Annotated in this window: 17 protein-coding genes; 2 read left to right on the forward strand and 15 right to left on the reverse strand. The window is 62.2% G+C overall.

Going from position 1 to position 18390, the window contains the following annotated elements:
• Nucleotides 1-2: 2 nt before the first annotated feature.
• The 8 genes from pabC to ABVN20_RS06180 all read right to left on the reverse strand — a co-directional run bounded on the left by pabC (nt 3) and on the right by ABVN20_RS06180 (nt 6165).
• Nucleotides 3-818: an aminodeoxychorismate lyase gene (gene pabC, locus ABVN20_RS06145; RefSeq protein ID WP_368554642.1), complete on the reverse strand. Its 816-nt coding sequence runs from the start codon at nt 816-818 to the stop codon at nt 3-5.
• Nucleotides 818-2062 (reverse strand): beta-ketoacyl-ACP synthase II, encoded by a 1245-nt coding sequence (gene fabF, locus ABVN20_RS06150; RefSeq protein ID WP_368554643.1) that lies wholly within the window; start codon nt 2060-2062, stop codon nt 818-820. The genes pabC and fabF overlap by 1 nt, the downstream gene beginning before the upstream one ends.
• Nucleotides 2063-2170: 108 nt before the next feature.
• Nucleotides 2171-2407 (reverse strand): acyl carrier protein, encoded by a 237-nt coding sequence (gene acpP / locus ABVN20_RS06155; protein ID WP_368554645.1) that lies wholly within the window; start codon nt 2405-2407, stop codon nt 2171-2173.
• Between the two features lie 197 nt (nt 2408-2604).
• On the reverse strand, nt 2605-3345 hold the full coding sequence (fabG, locus tag ABVN20_RS06160) for a 3-oxoacyl-ACP reductase FabG (RefSeq protein ID WP_368554646.1): 741 nt from the start codon (nt 3343-3345) through the stop codon (nt 2605-2607).
• 16 nt (nt 3346-3361) lie between these two features.
• Nucleotides 3362-4300, reverse strand: a complete 939-nt coding sequence (gene fabD, locus ABVN20_RS06165) for an ACP S-malonyltransferase (protein ID WP_368554647.1) — start codon at nt 4298-4300, stop codon at nt 3362-3364.
• A gap of 126 nt (nt 4301-4426) precedes the next feature.
• Nucleotides 4427-5437, reverse strand: coding sequence for a phosphate acyltransferase PlsX (gene plsX / locus ABVN20_RS06170; RefSeq protein ID WP_368554649.1), 1011 nt, complete (start codon nt 5435-5437; stop codon nt 4427-4429).
• A gap of 4 nt (nt 5438-5441) precedes the next feature.
• A complete protein-coding gene (gene rpmF / locus ABVN20_RS06175) occupies nt 5442-5624 on the reverse strand; it encodes a 50S ribosomal protein L32 (RefSeq protein WP_003179396.1) in 183 nt (60 codons plus the stop codon).
• A gap of 13 nt (nt 5625-5637) precedes the next feature.
• A complete protein-coding gene (locus tag ABVN20_RS06180) occupies nt 5638-6165 on the reverse strand; it encodes a YceD family protein (RefSeq protein WP_368554651.1) in 528 nt (175 codons plus the stop codon).
• 105 nt (nt 6166-6270) lie between these two features.
• On the opposite strand from ABVN20_RS06180, the gene ABVN20_RS06185 reads away from it, so the two are divergent.
• The gene (locus tag ABVN20_RS06185) at nt 6271-6849 is read left to right on the forward strand and encodes a nucleoside triphosphate pyrophosphatase (RefSeq protein WP_368554653.1); all 579 of its coding nucleotides are present in this window, start codon (nt 6271-6273) and stop codon (nt 6847-6849) included.
• A 58-nt stretch (nt 6850-6907) separates the two neighbouring features.
• Here the strand turns inward: ABVN20_RS06185 and ABVN20_RS06190 are convergent, their stop codons facing one another.
• From ABVN20_RS06190 to rluC, 3 genes are read right to left on the reverse strand one after another with little or no spacing between them, the layout of a single operon-like run.
• Nucleotides 6908-7903, reverse strand: a complete 996-nt coding sequence (locus ABVN20_RS06190) for a S49 family peptidase (protein WP_368554654.1) — start codon at nt 7901-7903, stop codon at nt 6908-6910.
• Between the two features lie 24 nt (nt 7904-7927).
• Nucleotides 7928-8590 (reverse strand): HAD-IA family hydrolase, encoded by a 663-nt coding sequence (locus ABVN20_RS06195; RefSeq protein ID WP_368554656.1) that lies wholly within the window; start codon nt 8588-8590, stop codon nt 7928-7930.
• Nucleotides 8577-9536, reverse strand: a complete 960-nt coding sequence (rluC, locus tag ABVN20_RS06200) for a 23S rRNA pseudouridine(955/2504/2580) synthase RluC (RefSeq protein ID WP_368554657.1) — start codon at nt 9534-9536, stop codon at nt 8577-8579. The genes ABVN20_RS06195 and rluC overlap by 14 nt, the downstream gene beginning before the upstream one ends.
• A 702-nt stretch (nt 9537-10238) precedes the next feature.
• Here rluC and rne point away from each other — a divergent pair.
• On the forward strand, nt 10239-13460 hold the full coding sequence (gene rne / locus ABVN20_RS06205) for a ribonuclease E (RefSeq protein ID WP_368554658.1): 3222 nt from the start codon (nt 10239-10241) through the stop codon (nt 13458-13460).
• A gap of 493 nt (nt 13461-13953) precedes the next feature.
• Here rne and ABVN20_RS06210 read toward each other — a convergent pair whose 3' ends face one another.
• From ABVN20_RS06210 to ABVN20_RS06225, 4 genes are read right to left on the reverse strand one after another with little or no spacing between them, the layout of a single operon-like run.
• The gene (locus ABVN20_RS06210; protein ID WP_368554659.1) at nt 13954-14547 is read right to left on the reverse strand and encodes an NTP transferase domain-containing protein; all 594 of its coding nucleotides are present in this window, start codon (nt 14545-14547) and stop codon (nt 13954-13956) included.
• Entirely contained in the window at nt 14544-15518 is a 975-nt protein-coding gene (locus ABVN20_RS06215) for an XdhC family protein (protein ID WP_368554660.1), read from the reverse strand. The genes ABVN20_RS06210 and ABVN20_RS06215 overlap by 4 nt, the downstream gene beginning before the upstream one ends.
• Complete coding sequence (locus tag ABVN20_RS06220; RefSeq protein WP_368554661.1) at nt 15518-17839, reverse strand: molybdopterin cofactor-binding domain-containing protein; 2322 nt, start codon at nt 17837-17839, stop codon at nt 15518-15520. The genes ABVN20_RS06215 and ABVN20_RS06220 overlap by 1 nt, the downstream gene beginning before the upstream one ends.
• Entirely contained in the window at nt 17836-18306 is a 471-nt protein-coding gene (locus ABVN20_RS06225) for a (2Fe-2S)-binding protein (protein ID WP_368554662.1), read from the reverse strand. The genes ABVN20_RS06220 and ABVN20_RS06225 overlap by 4 nt, the downstream gene beginning before the upstream one ends.
• Nucleotides 18307-18390: the final 84 nt, after the last annotated feature.

Genomic DNA, 18390 nt, shown 5'->3' on the forward strand with positions numbered 1-18390 from the left:
TATCAAGCATCCAGTAGCGCGCGGGAAAGGGTTTGGAGTTTACGGGTGAGCGGCCCAACCGGCCAGTGACAGTCGCCATAGGCGCGCACCGGCCAAACGCCATACACGCTGTTGCAGACAAAGACTTCATCGGCCCCGTGCAGCTGTTCGAGGCTGATGTCGGTGATTTGCGCGGGGATCGCCAATGACTCGGCTTGAAACAATAATTCGGCACGCATCACCCCGGCAACGCCACAGCGCTGGAGATCGGCGGTGATCAGCACGCCGTCGCGCACGATGAACAGATTGCTGAACACGCCTTCGATCACCCGCCCGGCTTCATCCAGCATCAAGCCTTCGGCGTGCTCGGTGTCCTGCCATTCGGCACGGGCAATCACTTGCTCCAGTCGATTCAGGTGTTTGAGCCCGGCGAGCAGCGGCTGCGCGGACAAGCGCGTGGTGCAGGGGAACAGGCGCACGCCCTGCTGCGCGTGAATGGCAGGGTAAGCCGCCGGCGGATTACCCTGGAGAATGCGTCGGGCCTGGGCCGAGGGGTCGGGGGCATAGCCGCGCAGGCCATCGCCACGGGTGACGATGAGCTTGAGCACGCCCTCACCCAATGCGCCGGCATAGGCCAGCAGCTCGTCGCGAATCAGCGCCTGATCGGCATTGATCGCCAGTCGCGAACAGCCGAGTGCCAGGCGCGACAGGTGGCGGTCCAGCAGCAGCGGCTGGCCGCCCTTCACGGCAATGGTCTCGAACAGGCCATCGCCGTAGGCCAGGCCGCGATCCTTCAGCGACAGAGCCTGCGCCGGCTGACCGTCGACCCAGCAGTCCATCAGCCCGCGAACCGGCGGAACACCAGCGAGCCGTTGGTACCGCCAAACCCGAAGGAGTTGGAGATCACCACGTCGATATCCATGTTGCGCGCGGTGTGCGGCACGAAATCGAGGTCGCAGCCTTCGTCCGGTTCATCCAGGTTGATGGTCGGCGGTGCTACCTGGCTGTTGATCGCCAGCACGCTGAAGATCGCCTCGACCGCGCCCGCCGCACCCAGCAGGTGACCGGTCATGGACTTGGTCGAGCTCACGGCCAGCTTGTAGGCGTGATCACCGAACACCGACTTGATCGCGCAGGCTTCAGCAAGGTCACCGGCCGGCGTCGAGGTGCCGTGGGCGTTGATGTACTGGACCTGATCGGCATTGATCTTCGCATCGCGCAGGGCGTTGCTGATGCAGCGCGCGGCGCCGGCACCGTCCGCCGGTGGCGAGGTCATGTGGAACGCATCACCACTGGTGCCGAAGCCAACCAGCTCGGCATAGATGGTCGCACCGCGAGCCTTGGCGTGTTCGAGCTCTTCGAGCACCAGCGCGCCAGCGCCGTCGGACAGGACGAAGCCGTCACGGCCCTTGTCCCATGGACGGCTGGCACGGGTCGGCTCGTCATTGCGGGTGGAAAGCGCGCGGGAGGCACCGAAGCCACCCATGCCCAGGCCGCAAGCGGCCATCTCGGCGCCACCGGCGATCATCACGTCGGCTTCGTCGTACATGATGTTGCGTGCAGCCATGCCAATGCAGTGCGTACCGGTGGTGCAGGCCGTGGCGATGGCGTAGTTGGGTCCCTGTGCGCCCAGGTGGATGGACAGGAAACCGGAAATCATATTGATGATCGAGCCAGGCACGAAAAACGGAGAAATCCGCCGTGGGCCGGAATCATGCAGGGTGCGGCTGGTGTCTTCGATATTGGTCAGACCGCCAATACCCGAACCCATGGCCACGCCGATGCGTTCACGGTTGGCATCGGTGACTTCGAGGCCGGCATTACGCACCGCCTGGAAACCGGCCGCCAGACCGTACTGAATGAACAGATCAAGCTTGCGAGCTTCCTTGACCGACAGGTATTCCTCGACATTGAAGCCCTTTACCGAGCCGCCAAAACGGGTGGAATAGGCAGAAAGGTCGGTGTGTTCGATCAGACCAATGCCACTGCGGCCAGCCAGAATGCCCTGCCAACTGCTTGGCACATCGGTGCCCAGTGGCGACAACATACCCATACCGGTGACTACGACGCGTCTACGCGACACAACACTCTCCTTTTTCTAATGACGACTTTGCATCAGGCCTAAAGAAAAAACCGCACGCCGTGACGGCAGTGCGGTTTTTCCACGACAGCAAGCAACGATTACAAACGATTAACCCTGGTGGGAGTTAACGTAGTCGATTGCAGCTTGTACGGTAGTGATCTTCTCAGCTTCTTCGTCAGGGATTTCGGTCTCGAATTCCTCTTCCAGAGCCATCACCAGCTCAACGGTGTCAAGGGAGTCGGCACCCAGGTCTTCAACGAAGGAAGCAGTGTTGATCACTTCTTCTTCTTTAACACCCAGTTGCTCGGCAACGATTTTCTTGACGCGCTCTTCGATGGTGCTCATACCTTGTTTTCACTCCTAATGGACAAATTCAGGCAGCTGGCCAGTGGGTAAGTGTATAGAAAGGCTTTTCAGCTTTTCAACTGAAAGCTTCGCTCCCCGTACCCGGTGACCCTCTGCCTATAAATAGATTGCAGCTTTATAACGGATTTTAGACAGCTCGTATGACATTTTTTTGAAGCAATCCGTCACATTTTAACCTACATGTACATCCCGCCGTTCACCGGGATTGTAGCCCCAGTAACGTAAGCCGCACCGTCGGATGCAAGAAAAGCGACCACGGACGCGATCTCTTGCGCTTGCCCCAGACGGCCCAGCGGAATTTGCGTCTGCAAGGCTTCACGCTGTGCCTCGGGCAGTTCGCGGGTCATATCGGTGTCGATGAACCCAGGGGTCACCGAGTTGACCGTAATCGAACGCGAACCGACTTCACGCGCCATGGCACGACTGAAACCTTCCAGGCCTGCCTTGGCGGCGGCATAGTTTACTTGGCCTGCGTTGCCCATGGCACCCACAACAGAGCCAATACTGATAATTCGACCCCAACGCGCCTTGGTCATGCCACGCAAAACGCCCTTGGACAGCCGATATAGACTGTTCAGGTTGGTATCGATCACGTCGTACCACTCGTCGTCTTTCATGCGCATCATCAGGTTATCGCGGGTGATACCGGCGTTATTGACCAGGATCGCCGGCGCACCGAACTGCTCCTGGATGCTCGCCAGCACGGCCGCGACGGATTCGTCGCTGGTGACGTTGAGCTCAAGGCCCGTGCCTTGAATACCGTTTTCCTTCAGGGTGGCGGCAATGCGCTCGGCGCCCGAGGCGGAGGTCGCGGTGCCGACAACGATGGCACCCTGACGACCCAGTTCCAGGGCGATGGCCCGGCCGATACCGCGGCTCGCGCCGGTGACCAGTGCAACTTTACCTTGCAGACTCATGCAAGCTTCTCCTGATTCAGGCCAGCGCTGCACGGGCGGCAGCGAAGGCATCTGGGGTATTGAGGTTGGATGTCGATACGCCTTCGGCGCAACGTTTGTTCAGGCCGGCCAGTACTTTGCCAGGACCGCATTCGACCAGCTGGGTCGCGCCTTTGGCAGCCAGGGTCTGAACCGATTCTACCCAGCGTACAGGCTTGTAGAGCTGTTCCAGCAGATCGTGCTTGAGGGTCTCCAGATCGGCCGGCACCTGCGCGCTGACGTTCTGCACCAGTGGAATCTGCGGCGCCTGCCAGTTGATGGCCGCGACGGCCTCGGCAAAACGCTCGGCCGCCGGGCGCATCAGTTCGCAGTGCGACGGCACGCTGACCGGCAGCGGCATGGCGCGCTTGGCACCACGGGCCTTGCAGCCTTCGATGGCGCGCTCGACCGCAGCCTTGGCACCGGCGATGACCACCTGGCCAGGGGAGTTGAAGTTGACGGCGCTGACCACCTCGCCTTGCGCGGCTTCAGCGCAGGCAGCCAGGACGTCGGCATCTTCCAGGCCGAGGATGGCAGCCATGCCGCCCTGCCCGGCCGGAACGGCTTCCTGCATCAACTGGCCACGACGTTCGACCAGCTTGACCGCTTCAGCGAGGGTCAGGCTGCCGGCAGCGACCAGCGCGCTGTATTCACCCAGGCTGTGACCGGCGACGTACGCAGGACGCGCGCCCCCTTCGGCCAGCCACAGGCGCCACAGGGCGATGGAGGCGGTCAGGATGGCGGGTTGGGTTTTATCGGTTTGATTGAGCAGCTCTTCCGGCCCCTGCTGGGTCAGTGCCCACAGGTCGTAGCCGAGCGCATCGGATGCTTCTTTGAAGGTTTCGAGGACCACTGGATGTTCCGCGCCCAGCTCGGCCAGCATGCCGAGGGACTGCGAACCCTGTCCTGGAAAGACGAATGCGAGGGAAGCAGACATTAAACAAGCCCCTAATGATCTTGTCGTCGAAGAAATGGCGTCCCGCTTTGGGGGCACCAGAAACTGACAGTTTGGATGGCCAATTGAACCAAGCGGTCACATTTAAGCATTGTCCGACGAAAACGCCTAAAGCAACAAATCCTCGAGGCGACCGTGAATGCGTTCCGGCAGGTTTTCCTGGATCTCGATCAGGGCTCGCGAAATAGCACTCTGAAACCCCTGAACTCCGGCAGATCCATGGCTTTTCACCACAATTCCCTGCAAACCGAGGAAACTTGCGCCGTTATGCCGCGCCGGAGCGAGGTCCGCCTGCAGGCGTTTCATCAACGGCAGCGCCATGGCGCCGACCATTTTTGATGCAAAGTTTTTTTTGAACAGCGCCTCGATGCGCCCGGCGATCATGGTCGCCAGCCCCTCGCTGGACTTGAGCAGGATGTTGCCGACAAAACCGTCGCACACCACCAGATCCGCCTCGCCCCGATACAGGCCATCGCCCTCGACGAAACCGATGTAGTTGATGCCGCGAGCGTTCTGCAACAAGGTCGCCGCCAGCTTGACCTGCTGATTGCCCTTGATGTCCTCGGTGCCGATGTTCAACAAGGCCACGCGCGGACGAACGATGCCCAGGGTTTCAGCCGCCACCGAGCCCATCACGGCAAATTGCAGCAGGTGTTCGGCGCTGCAATCGACGTTGGCGCCCAGGTCGAGCAACTGGCAATAACCCTTCTGCGTCGGAATGGCCGCCACCATGGCCGGCCGGTCGATGCCCGGCAACGTCTTGAGCACGAAGCGCGACAGCGCCATCAGCGCACCGGTGTTGCCGGCACTGACGCACGCCTGGACCTTGTCGTCGCGCAGCAGCTCAAGGGCCACGCGCATCGACGAGTTCGGCTTGCCGCGCAGGGCCTGGGACGGTTTTTCGTCCATGGTGATGACTTCGGATGCCGGGGCAATCGACAGGCGCGAGCGATCCACAGCCGGCTGGCCAGCGATCAGTTCTTCAAGGAGGGAGGGTTGACCGACGAGGGTCAGGTGCAGCGAGGGAGTAGCAGACAGGCAAGCAAGGCTGGCCTGGACAATGCTGCGGGGACCGAAGTCCCCGCCCATTGCGTCAATCGCGATGACTTGAGCGGACAAGTGATTACTCGTCAGCGCCCTTGTCGATCACTTTACGGCCACGGTATACGCCTTCTGGCGATACGTGGTGACGCAGGTGAACTTCACCAGTGGTTTTTTCTACAGACAGGGTGCTAGCCTCGAGAGCGTCGTGCGAACGACGCATGTCACGGGCAGAGCGGGATTTTTTGTTCTGCTGAACAGCCATAATTGATTAACTCCTAAACGTTTGGGTCACGCTTTAACTGCGCCAATACACTGAACGGGTTGGACCGCGTTACCTCGTCCTCGCTCGGTTCGGGTTCATCTGCACCCGCCGGCTGCTGGCATTCTTCCGGATGATGAGCAGGCACAATGGGCAAGGCGAGCAGAAGCTCCTCCTCGATCAGTGACTGCAGATCCAAAGGATCTTCGCCCAGTTCCAGCACGTCATAACCTTTCGGCAACGACTGGGTATTCGCACCCTCCTTCACCACAGCGTAACTGCATTCGCTATGGATCGGCAGGGTGACCAGCTCAAGACAACGCTGGCAAACCATTTTGACTTCGGTGTCGATAAAGCTGTGGATCACCACAGATTTACGTTCATCTCGCTCAAAAACGAGTTTAGCCTGCACCGTACCGACAGTGTCGGAAAGCGGGTCGCAAAGTCTCTCCAAATTGGCCAGCAGCAATTCACCTTGAAGGGTGGTGCCACGGTCAGCCAATTTGCGCGGGTCAACGTGAGGTGGAATCGGGTCATTCAACATAGGCGCAGCATTATAGGGATGCCCCCGGCCATGTCAAAGGAAATTCGGCCCTGTCCGTCACCTGCAGGCCTCGCTAGAATTCGCGCCTGTCGTTCGGAGATGCCCATGCTGCCTTTATTACTCGCTTCAAGCTCGACCTATCGCCGGGAATTGCTGGCGCGCCTGCAACTGCCGTTCATCTGCAGCTCGCCGGATATCGACGAAAGCCGCCGCCCCGACGAGCCCGCCGTTGAGCTGGTCAAGCGCCTCGCCCGGGAAAAAGCCCAGGCCCTGGCCGCCAGCCATCCCGCTCATCTGATTATCGGCTCCGACCAGGTCGCGGTGCTGGGCGAGCGCATCATCGGCAAGCCCCACACCTTCGAAAAAGCCCGCGAACAACTGCTCGCCGCCAGCGGCGCCAGCGTGACCTTCCTGACCGGTCTCGCCCTGCTCAACAGCCAGACCGGCGACTGCCAGGTCGACTGCGTGCCGCTCACCGTGCACATGCGCACCCTGGACAGCGCGCGCATCGAACGCTACCTGCACGCCGAACAGCCCTATGACTGCGCCGGCAGCTTCAAGGCCGAAGGCCTGGGCGTGAGCCTGTTCCAAAGCACCGAAGGCCCGGACGCCACCAGCCTGATCGGCCTGCCGCTGATTCGCCTGATCGACATGCTGATGGTCGAAGGGGTCGAAATACCCTGAACCCACGCATGAAAAAACCGGCCACTGGAGCCGGTTTTTTTTCATGCAACCAAGGTTCTCAGCGCAGCGAAGGGCCCTGGAACCCCATCCACATCGCCAGATGCTCGGCCACACTGGCACCGAGCTTCTTCGAGAAGCGGTCGAACGGCGACTCCTGCACGGTGAAGTCCACCAGCTCCTTCTCGCCAATCACGTCACGCGCCACCGAACTGGCGTTGCCCAGCCCGTCGATCAAGCCCAGCGGCAAGGCCTGCTCGCCGGACCAGACCAGGCCGGAGAACAGCTCCGGATGCTCGGCATCCTTCAGGCGATCGCCACGACCCTGCTTGACGCTGTTGATGAACTGCTTGTGCGTGGTATCCAGCACACCCTGCCAGAACGCCGTCTCTTCGGGCTTTTGCGGCTGGAACGGATCGAGGAACGACTTGTGCTCGCCCGAGGTGTAGGTACGACGCTCGACACCGAGCTTCTCCATGGTACCGACAAAGCCGTAGCCGGCCGCGGTCACACCGATGGAACCGACCAGGCTGGCCTTGTCGGCGTAGATCTGGTCGGCAGCGCTGGCGATGTAGTAGGCACCGGACGCCCCCAGGTCGGAGATCACCGCGTACAGCTTGGTGTCCGGATGCAGGCCACGCAGGCGGCGGATCTCGTCATAGACATAACCCGACTGCACCGGACTGCCGCCCGGGCTGTTGATACGCAGGATGACGCCCTTGACCTTCTTGTCCTCGAAGGCCGCGCGCAGACTGCCGACGATATTGTCGGCACTGGCCGGTTCCTTGTCGGCAATCATGCCGGTCACGTCGATCAGCGCGGTGTAGTTGGCGCTGCGCGTGGCGGCCTTCTCCATGTCCATCAGCGGCGTGAACAGCACCAGCGCGCCAAACAGATACACGAAGGTCAGCAGCTTGAAGAAAATCCCCCAGCGCCGCGACCGGCGCTGCTCCTGCACACTGGCCAGCAAGGTCTTTTCCAGGAGCTTCCAGCTTTTTGCGTCACCGCCCTCGGCACTCTCTTCGTTCGCCTTGGGCGCCTTCCATTCGTCGGTCATGCCATCTACCCCAGCAAAAATCCATTAGGCCCGCTGATTCAGCCAGGCGTGCAGTTCTGAAAAACGGTCGATCGCCAGTGTCGGCTCGAACAGCTTCAGTGCGTCGATCGACTGGGCACCGTAGCTGACCGCTACCGAATCCATGCCGGCATTGCGCGCCATCTGCAAATCGAAGGACGAATCCCCGACCATCAGCGCCTGCGCAGGCGCCACTTTGCAATGCGCCATGATCTGCTCGAGCATCAGCGGATGCGGCTTGCTGGCGGTTTCGTCGGCGGCACGGGTGGCGTCGAAATAGTGTTCCCAACCATGGGACTTGAGCACCCGATCCAGCCCGCGCCGCGCCTTGCCGGTCGCGACGGCCAGGTGATAACCCTGGGCCCGGAAGGCCTCCATCGACTCCACCACACCTTCGAACAACGGCGAAGGCACGGCTTCCGAGGCGATGTAGTGATCGGCGTAGTGCTGACGGAAGGCAATCAGCTCGTCGTCAGCGATTTCCGGGTACAGCGTACGGATGGCTTCCGGCAGGCCCAGGCCGATGATGCCCTTGACGGCAAAATCATCACGCAACGGGAAACCGGAACGCTCGGAGGCCACGTGCATGGCCTCGACAATCCGACCAATGGAATCGGCCAAGGTGCCGTCCCAGTCGAATATCAGCAATTTGTAGTCAGATGGGCGCACTCAAACGCTCCACGGTCTTGGCCCACATCTCGTCAACTGGCGCTTGAAGCTTCAATTCGCCACCGTCGGGAAGCGGCACAGTCAACATGTACGCGTGCAGGAACAGGCGCTTGCCACCCAGGTCACGGATTTCCTTGCTGAAACCCTCTTCGCCGTACTTGGTGTCACCGGCAATGCAGTGCCCGGCATGCAAGGTGTGGACGCGGATCTGGTGAGTACGCCCGGTGATCGGTTTTGCTTCGACCATGGTGGCAAAATCGCCAAAACGACGCAGAACCTTGAACACCGTCAAAGCATCCTTGCCTTCTTCGTCGACTTCGACCATGCGCTCGCCGGAGCGCAGGTTGCTCTTCTGCAACGGCGCACGCACCTGCTTGATCGACGACGGCCAGTTGCCGCGCACCAGTGCCATGTAGCGCTTGTCGACACCGTCACCGCGCAGTTGCTCGTGCAAGTGACGCAACATGCTGCGTTTCTTGGCGATCATCAACAGGCCGGAGGTGTCGCGGTCCAGGCGGTGCACCAGCTCCAGCTCCTTGGCATCGGGGCGCAACTGACGGAAGGCTTCGATCACACCGAAGTTCAGGCCGCTGCCGCCGTGGACCGCGATCCCGGCCGGCTTGTTGATCACGATCAGCGCCTTGTCTTCGTAGACGATCGAGGCTTCCAGGCGCTGCAACAGGCCCTGGGCCACCGGCACCGGCTCGTCGCGCTCAGGCACGCGCACCGGCGGCACGCGCACGATATCGCCCGCCTGCAGCTTGTACTCGGGCTTGATCCGACCCTTGTTCACGCGCACTTCGCCCTTGCGCAAAATGCGGTAAATCAAGGTCTTGGGCACGCCTTTGAGCCGGGCGAGAAGGAAGTTATCAATACGTTGGCCGGCATATTCCGGCGAGACCTCAAGCATTTGAACGCCTGGAGTCGAGGGGGCAGTAGTCGTCATGGCGCGGATGATATCAATTTTTTATGGAATTGAAGCACTTAATCATTACTGCTATAGTCGCGAACGCCGCCAAAAGCGGCCTGGACAGCGGATTAACGGTCAAAAACCGACCCTGACCAAAGCAATTCACCAGGACGCAAGGCCGTCCTACGGGGCTTTCGCTACGTAACGGTGGAGTTTGCAGCTGTAACGAGCGCAGGTGACATGAGGCCTGAATCACGCCGCAAAGCAGAGTTTTAACTCGCCACGCGAGCCAATATTCACGGCCAGTTCACAAAGTGCAGTCAGCTGCGGATGACCCCGAGCGAAGGCTTCGGAAACAACGCCTGAATTTAGCCATGATGCGTGACCTCCCCTTTCGGAGCTCACGGTAAATGCCAACCCGCTGCGGATTCTGCGCGCGGCAGCACCCGAATTATCAGGGATACGTGTAGGGTGGAGATGCACAACCGCTGGACTGTGTAGCAATAGGCTTTATCAAGACGCTTCATCTCGTCCACAGCCGCCGGTTGATTCCTCCTCCTGACTGAGTGCTTAAGTAGCCACAGCAAGCAGGACGCGTACGTCGCGACGAAGGCCCACATTGGCCGGACCTCGCTGGACACGGGAATGGCCAACCACTCCCGACGCACCTGACACCGACCGTGAGAAGTCGTGTGTGCCGAACGCCGTTTCCGGCAGCCCGGAAACCGACGGTACTACATGAAAAGAATGCTGATTAACGCAACTCAACCCGAAGAGTTGCGTGTTGCACTGGTAGATGGCCAGCGCCTCTACGACCTGGACATTGAATCCGGTGCACGCGAGCAGAAGAAGGCCAACATCTACAAAGGCCGGATTACTCGCATCGAACCGAGCCTTGAGGCTGCCTTTGTCGATTTCGGCTCCGAGCGCCACGGCTTCCTGCCCCTCAAGGAAATCTCCCGCGAGTACTTCAAGAAAGCCCCTGAAGGTCGCGTCAACATCAAGGACGTCCTGAGCGAAGGCCAGGAAGTCATCGTTCAAGTCGAAAAAGAAGAACGTGGCAACAAGGGCGCCGCCCTGACCACCTTCATCAGCCTGGCCGGTCGTTACCTGGTCCTGATGCCGAACAACCCGCGTGCCGGCGGCATCTCGCGCCGCATCGAAGGCGAAGAGCGCAATGAACTGCGCGAAGCGCTGAACGGCCTGGTTGCCCCTGCCGACATGGGCCTGATCGTGCGCACTGCCGGCCTGGGCCGCAGCAGCGAAGAAATGCAGTGGGACCTCGACTACCTGCTGCAACTCTGGACCGCGATCAAGGAAGCCTCGCTGGATCGCTCCGCGCCGTTCCTGATCTACCAGGAAAGCAACGTCATTATCCGCGCCATCCGCGATTACCTGCGCCAGGACATCGGCGAAGTGCTGATCGACAGCGTCGAAGCCCAGGACGAAGCCCTGACCTTCATCCGCCAGGTGATGCCGCAGTACGCCAGCAAGATCAAGCTGTACGAAGACAGCGTTCCGCTGTTCAACCGTTTCCAGATCGAAAGCCAGATCGAGACCGCTTTCCAGCGCGTCGTCGAGCTGCCTTCCGGCGGCTCCATCGTCATCGACCCGACCGAAGCCCTGGTGTCCATCGACATCAACTCGGCGCGCGCCACCAAAGGCAGCGACATCGAAGAAACCGCCCTGCAGACCAACCTTGAAGCGGCCGAAGAGATCGCCCGTCAGTTGCGCCTGCGCGACATCGGCGGCCTGATCGTCATCGACTTCATCGACATGACCCCGGCCAAGAACCAGCGCGCCGTGGAAGAAAAAGTCCGCGAATGCCTGGAAGCCGACCGCGCCCGCGTGCAAGTCGGTCGCATCTCGCGCTTCGGCCTGCTGGAAATGTCCCGTCAGCGCCTGCGTCCATCGCTGGGCGAAAGCAGCGGCATCGTCTGCCCACGCTGCAACGGCACGGGCATCATCCGTGATGTTGAATCGCTGTCGCTGGCGATCCTGCGCCTGATCGAAGAAGAAGCCCTGAAAGACCGCACCGCCGAAGTTCGCGCCCAGGTGCCGATTCCGGTTGCAGCGTTCCTGCTCAACGAAAAACGCAATTCGATCACCAAGATCGAACTGCGCACCCGTGCCCGTATCGTCATCCTGCCGAACGATCACCTGGAAACCCCGCACTTCGAAGTTCAGCGCCTGCGTGATGACAGCCCGGAAGCGGCCAACAACCAGTCCAGCTACGAAATCGCCGCAGCCGCTGCCGAAGTCGAAGAAGTCCAGCCGGCTGCAGCGACCCGCACCCTGGTTCGCCAGGAAGCGGCGGTCAAGACCGCCCCGGCCCGTGCCAACGCCCCGGTACCGACCGAAGTGCCTGCCGCACCGGTCGCAGCTCCGGTAGCCGCGCCAGAGCCAAGCCTGTTCAAGGGCCTGGTGAAGTCGCTGGTCAGCCTGTTCGCCACCAAGGAAGAGCCGGCGGCTCCGGCTGTGGTTGAAAAACCAGCCGCCACCGAGCGTCCAGCGCGCAACGAAGAGCGTCGCAACGGCCGCCAGCAGAGCCGCAACCGTAACGGTCGCCGTGACGAAGAACGCAAGCCTCGCGAAGAACGTGCACCGCGTGAAGAGCGCGCACCACGTGAGCCGCGCGAAGCCCGTGAAGCTCGTGAAGAAGCACCGGCCGCCCGCGAAGAACGCGCACCACGCGCCCCGCGTGAAGAACGTGCACCGCGCGCGCCTCGCGAAGACCGCAAGCCACGTGGCGAGCGTGAAGAACGCGTGCGTGTCCTGCGCGAGCCGCTGGATACCGTTGCGCCGGAAACCGCTGTAACTGCCGCTGCCGAAGAACGTCCGGCCCGTCAGCCGCGCGAAGAGCGCGCTCCACGCCCACCGCGTGAAGAGCGTCAACCGCGTGCCGAACAAGCCGCTGCTGCCGTAGCCGAAGAAGAACTGACCGGCAACGAAGAGCAACTGGGTGAAGACGGTCAGGAAGGCGCCGAAGGCGATCGTCCACGTCGTCGTTCCCGTGGCCAGCGTCGTCGCAGCAACCGTCGCGAGCGTCAACGCGATGCCGACGGCAACGTGATCGAAGGTTCGGAAGAGTCGCCAACCAACGAAGGCAGCGAAGCACCGAGCACCGCTGACCTGGCCGCTGGCCTGGCGGTCACCGCCGCTGTCGCCAGCACCGTGATCAGCGCTCCGGCCGAAGCACAGGCCAACGAGCAAGCCGAACGCGCCACCGCTGCCACGCTGGAAACCGCTGCAGTCGAAGCACCGGTCGTTGAAGCGACTACCCCGGTTGAAGCGACTGCCGCGCCGGAAATCGAAGTGGCCCCGGCCCATGTCGAAGCCCAGCCTCAGATTGAAGCTGCCGTGGAACCGGCGGTCGTGGTTGAAGAAGCACCTGCCGTGGTTGCAGAGCCAGCTGCTGAAACCGTCGTTGAAACCGTGACTGAAACTGTTCGTGAAGTTCGCGAAGAGCAAACGGCGTTCAACTGGGTGGCCGAGCCAGCCGTCGTCGAAGCGCCGACGCCAGTCGCCGAGCCGGAGACTGCCGAAGCCATGGTTTCCGAACCCGTCGTGGCGGCCGCCGAGCCCGCTCCAGCGCCAGTGGTTGAAGCACCTGTGGTAGTCGAAGCACCTGCCCCAGTGGTCGAGGCGGCTCCAGTCAGCGCCCTGACCCCAAGTGGCCGCGCGCCGAACGACCCACGTGAAGTGCGTCGTCGCAAGCGTGAGGAAGAGCGCCTGCAGAAGGAAGCCGAACTGGCTGCCGCTGCTGCTCCGGTTGAAGCGGTGGTAGCTGAAGAGCCAGCACCGGTCGTGGCTGAAGTGATCGAGGCCCCCGCCCCGATCGCCGAGCCAGCTGCCGAGGCTGCTGAAGCGGTGATCCACGAAGCACCACGCTCCGTCCAGGAAGCCGTTGTGCAGCACGAAGCCGAGGAAAAAGAACACGAGCCTAAACCGCTCGTCTGATTCCCGCGGTAACGAAAAGCCCCGCCTGGTGATGCCAGGCGGGGCTTTTTTATGCCTGAATGCCCGCGGTGTCTGGGCCTCCATCGCGAGCAAGCTCGCTCCTACAGGGGATCGGGGATGCCTTTGATCTTCTGTGGGAGCGAGCCTGTCGAGGCGTCGAACCGTCGCGATGGTCGTTAACGATAACGCGGGATGCCTGGATGCCCGCGGTGTCTGAGCCTCCATCGCGAGCAAGCTCGCTCCTACATAGGATCGGGGATGCCTTTGATCTTCTGTGGGAGCGGGCTTGCTCGCGATGGTCGTTAACGATAACGCAGGATGCCTGGATGCTCGCGGTGTCTGGGCCTCCATCGCGAGCAAGCTCGCTCCTACAGGGGATCGTGGTGCCTTTGATCTTCTGTGGGAGCGGGCTTGCCCGCGATGGTCGTGAACGATGACGCGGGATGCCTGAATGCCCGCGGTGTCTGGGCCACCATCGCGAGCAAGCTCGCTCCTACACGGTGAAGGTCAGGCGCTCGGGTGTGTCGACATCCCACAGCACTCCGTGGTCATCGACTGGCACTTCGAGCACCTTCGCCGAGGCGAACAGTGGTTTGGCGCCCCGATCTCCGGATAACGCCGTCAAACCGCAAGCGAACGCACGCCCAAACCCCACAGGATGGCCATACTCGCCACCGATCACCGGCACGCTGATCCCATCCTCCGTCACCGCCGCCAGCACTTTCTCGAATGTGGAGGGCAGGATGAACGGCATATCTCCCAGGGCGATCAACCATCCGGCGAGCTCCGGGCACGCCGCGACTCCCGCCGCAATGCTGTCGCCCATCCCGGTCGACTCGATCAGCACCACTTCAAAACCATAGGCCTGGGCCATGCGCATGACTTGCGGGCGGTCTTCGGTGGTGACCAGCACACGCTTGGTCAGCCCGGCCGGCACACTCACCAGCACCTGCTCGATCACCGAACGCACGCTGCCATCGCGTCCAGTGCAGTCGGCCAGGAGCTTGTCCCGGTCGGCACCCGCGATCTGCCGGAACCGACTGCCCTGCCCGGCAGCCAATACGATGACACCCACCGGCTCGCTCATGCGCTCTCCTTTTTCTGCTTCAACTCGACGCCATTCTTGATCGACACGATTTCAGCCAGCAGCGACAGAGCGATTTCCGCCGGGGAATGGCTGCCGATGTGTAAACCGATCGGGCCGTGCAAACGTTCGATGGCTTCCTCGGACAAGCCTAGCTGAAGCAGGTTGTCCCGGCGCTTGCGGCTGTTGACCCGCGAACCCAGCGCACCAACGTAAAAAGCCCTGGAGTCGAGCGCGGTGAGCAGCGCCATGTCGTCCAGCCGTGGATCGTGGGTCAGCGCAACGATGGCCGTGCGTTCGTCGGTCTGGATGCTCAACACTGCGTCATCCGGCATGCCACTGACAAAACGCCCGTGCTGTTCTTCCCAGCCATGCACGAATTCGCTGCGCGGATCGCAGATCAGCACTTCGAAATCCAGCAGCCGCGCCATCTCGGCGACATACCGCGACAACTGCCCCGCCCCGATCAACAGCAAGCGCCAGCGCGGACCGTAGATCCCACGCAACGTGTGGCCATCGAAGCTCAGCACGTCACCCTTGCCGGCGGGTTGCAAGCGGACTTCACCACTGGCGATGTCCAGCACCCGCGCGACGACTTCATGGGCTTCGCAACGGGCCAGCAGTTGCGCGACCCAGGCCGGATCGCCGACCCGTTCCTCGGTCAGGCGCAAGGTGCCACCGCAGGGCAAACCGAAGCGTGCGGCCTCCTCCTGGGTCACGCCGTAGGTGATCAGTTGCACCGGCGGCCCGTCCGGCGCGATGCGCCCATCGTGCATCCGGGCGATCAAGTCGTCCTCGATGCAGCCGCCGGACACCGAACCGATCACCACGCCGTCTTCACGCAGGGCCAGCATGGCGCCCGGAGCCCGGGGCGCGGTGCCCCAGGTCTGGACCACGCTGTACAACATCACCCGCTGCCCCGCCTGGCGCCACTGCAAGACACTGCGCAGTACGTTCAGATCGACGCTGTCCATCAAGCCTCAGCCTTTTGCCAGCCCTGCAACTGATAACGAACCGGCAAGTTACGGATGCGCTTGCCGGTGGCGGCGAAGATCGCATTGCACAGGGCCGGCGCAATCGGCGGCACACCCGGCTCGCCGACGCCACCCAGCGGTACCTCGCCTGGCGGGGTCACCAGATGCACCGCGACTTCCTTCGGCGCCAGGGACATGCGCGCCACTTCGTACATGTGGAAGTTATCCTGCTGGACCTTGCCATCCTTGAAGCTGATCTCGCCCAGCACGGCGTTGCCCAGGCCCATCACGCAGGCGCCTTCGAACTGCGAACGGATGCGCTCGGGGTTGATCTGCGGACCGCAATCGACCGCGATGTCGGCCTTGTGCACGATCAACGTGCCGTCATCCTTGACCTCGACTTCGATCACGGCCGCCACATAGGTGACGAAGCTGTAATGCACCGCCAGCCCCAGCCCGCGCCCCTTGGGCAACTGACGCCCCCAACCGGCGGCTTTCGCGGCGGTTTCCAGCACGGTACGCATGCGCCCGGTGTCGATCGGATAACGCTCGGGAGACTCGCCGTAGTTCCATTCTTCACTCAAGGTGCGCGGGTCGATCTTACGGTCCGGGCCGAGCAGCTTGATCTGGTACTTGAGCGGGTCCTCACCGGCCTTGTGCGCCAGTTCATCGACAAAGCTCTGGATGGCGAAACCATGGGGAATGTTCGACACCGAGCGATACCAGCCGACACGGGTGTGCACGACGGCTTCAGGATTCTCCAGACGCACGTTGGGAATCGCGTAGGCCATGTTGGTGAAGCCCATGCCCAGCTCGAAGGCCGCTTCGTGGTTCATACCCGGCGCGAACAGCGCGGTGATGCTCGGCGCCACGGTACGGTGCAGCCAGCCGGACGGCAGGCCTTCCTTGTTCAGGCCGGCCTTGAGGTATTCCGCCGAGACGGTATGGAAGTACGAGTTATGGATGTCGTCTTCACGGGTCCACTGCACCCGTACCGCCTTGCCCGGAAACTCCTTGGCGAGTACGGCGGCTTCGATGACGAAGTCCGGCTTGGATTTGCGCCCGAACCCGCCACCCAGCAGGGTGACGTTGAACGTGACGTTGTCGAAAGGCAGGCCGAGGCGTTCGCCGATGCGCTCGCGGGTGACCTGCGGCGCCTGGCTTGGCCCCCAGGCTTCGCAGACACCGTCCTGGTAACGGGCGATGGCAACCATCGGCTCCATGGGCGCCTGTGCCAGGTGCGGCAGGTAGTAGGACGCTTCGAGTGTGCTGCTGGCAGTACTGATGGCCTTGTCGATGTCACCGGTGTTGCGTACCACCTTGCCCGGTTTCAGGGACGCCGCTTCCAGTTCCTTGCGGTAGGCAATCGAGTCGTAGCTGGCGTTAGGGCCGTCATCCCACTCGATTTTCAGCGCCTCGCGGCCCTTGATCGCCGCCCAGGTGTTGCTGGCCACCACCGCCACGCCGCCCAGGGGCTGGAATTCCGAAGGCAACGGCCGGCCTTCGATCTGCAGGACCTTGATCACGCCGGGGACTTTCAGCGCCGCGCTGTCATCCAGCGATTTCACCTTGCCGCCATACACGGCCGGACGGGCAATGGTAGCGTAGAGCATGCCGTCGAAATGCACGTCGGCGCCGTAAACCGCGCGACCGTTGACGATATCCGCGCCGTCGATGGCCCGAGTGCCCTCTTTACCGATGTAGCGAAATTGCGAGGGGTCCTTGAGCCGCAGGCTGTCGCGCGCGGGCACCGCCAGGGCACCCGCGGCAGCGGCCAGGGCGCCATAGCCCAGCTCGCGCCCGGAGGGTTTATGGATGACTTTGTGCAACTGTGCGTGGCACTCGCCCACCGGGACTTTCCACTGGTCGGCCGCCGCCTGCTCGAGCATGGTCCGCGCGGCGGCGCCGCAACGGCGCATCGGTTCATACCAGTGACGCATGCTGCGCGAGCCATCGGTGTCCTGGTTGCCGAAACGCACTTCGTCACCCGGTGCCTGTTGCACCTTCACCATCGCCCAGTCGGCCTCCAGCTCGTCGGCCACCACCATGGTCAGGCTGGTCCGCACGCCCTGGCCCATTTCCGAGCGATTGCACATGACCGTCACCGTGCCATCCGCGGCGATGCTGACGTAGACCTTCGGGTCGTCGATCCAGCCATTGGGCATGCCGTCGGCGCCAAACTTTTTCTCCGTTTCGGCGGCGAATGCATCCTGCCAACCCCAACTGGCGGCGATCACCAGCGCACTGGTGGCGCCCACGCCCTTGAGGAAGCCCCGGCGGCTCAGGTTGCTCAGGGCAAAATCATTCGGTAACTGGCTCATGCCTTGGCCTCCTTCAGGTGGGTGGATGCCTGACGGATCGCGGTCTTGATCCGGTTGTAGGTGCCGCAGCGGCAGATGTTGCCGACCATCGCCTCTTCGATCTGCTCGTCGCTGGGGTTGGGGTTGGTCTTGAGCAGCGCGGTCGCCGACATGATTTGCCCGCCCTGGCAGAAACCGCATTGCGCCACGGCGCTGTCGAGCCAGGCCTGTTGCACGACCTGCCCGACCGGGTCGGCGTGCAGGTTGTCGATGGTGGTGACGTTCTGCCCGATCACCGAGCCGATGGGCGTGATGCAACTGCGCGCCGGCAAACCTTCGATATGAATGGTGCAGGCGCCGCACAGGCCCATGCCGCAGCCGAATTTGGTGCCGTTGTAGCCGACCACATCGCGGATCGCCCAGAGCAGCGGCATGTCCTCGGTGACGTCGAGTTGATGGTCTTGACCATTGAGTTTCAGGGTAATCATGGGCACGCCCGCATATTTGTCATGGTTATGGGGTCGAGCAATCTGCCGCTGGATGGACAGCGGTTGGCATCACGCAGATCGGCT

Origin of the sequence: Pseudomonas sp. MYb118 (assembly GCF_040947875.1) — a bacterium.
Lineage (GTDB): Bacteria > Pseudomonadota > Gammaproteobacteria > Pseudomonadales > Pseudomonadaceae > Aquipseudomonas.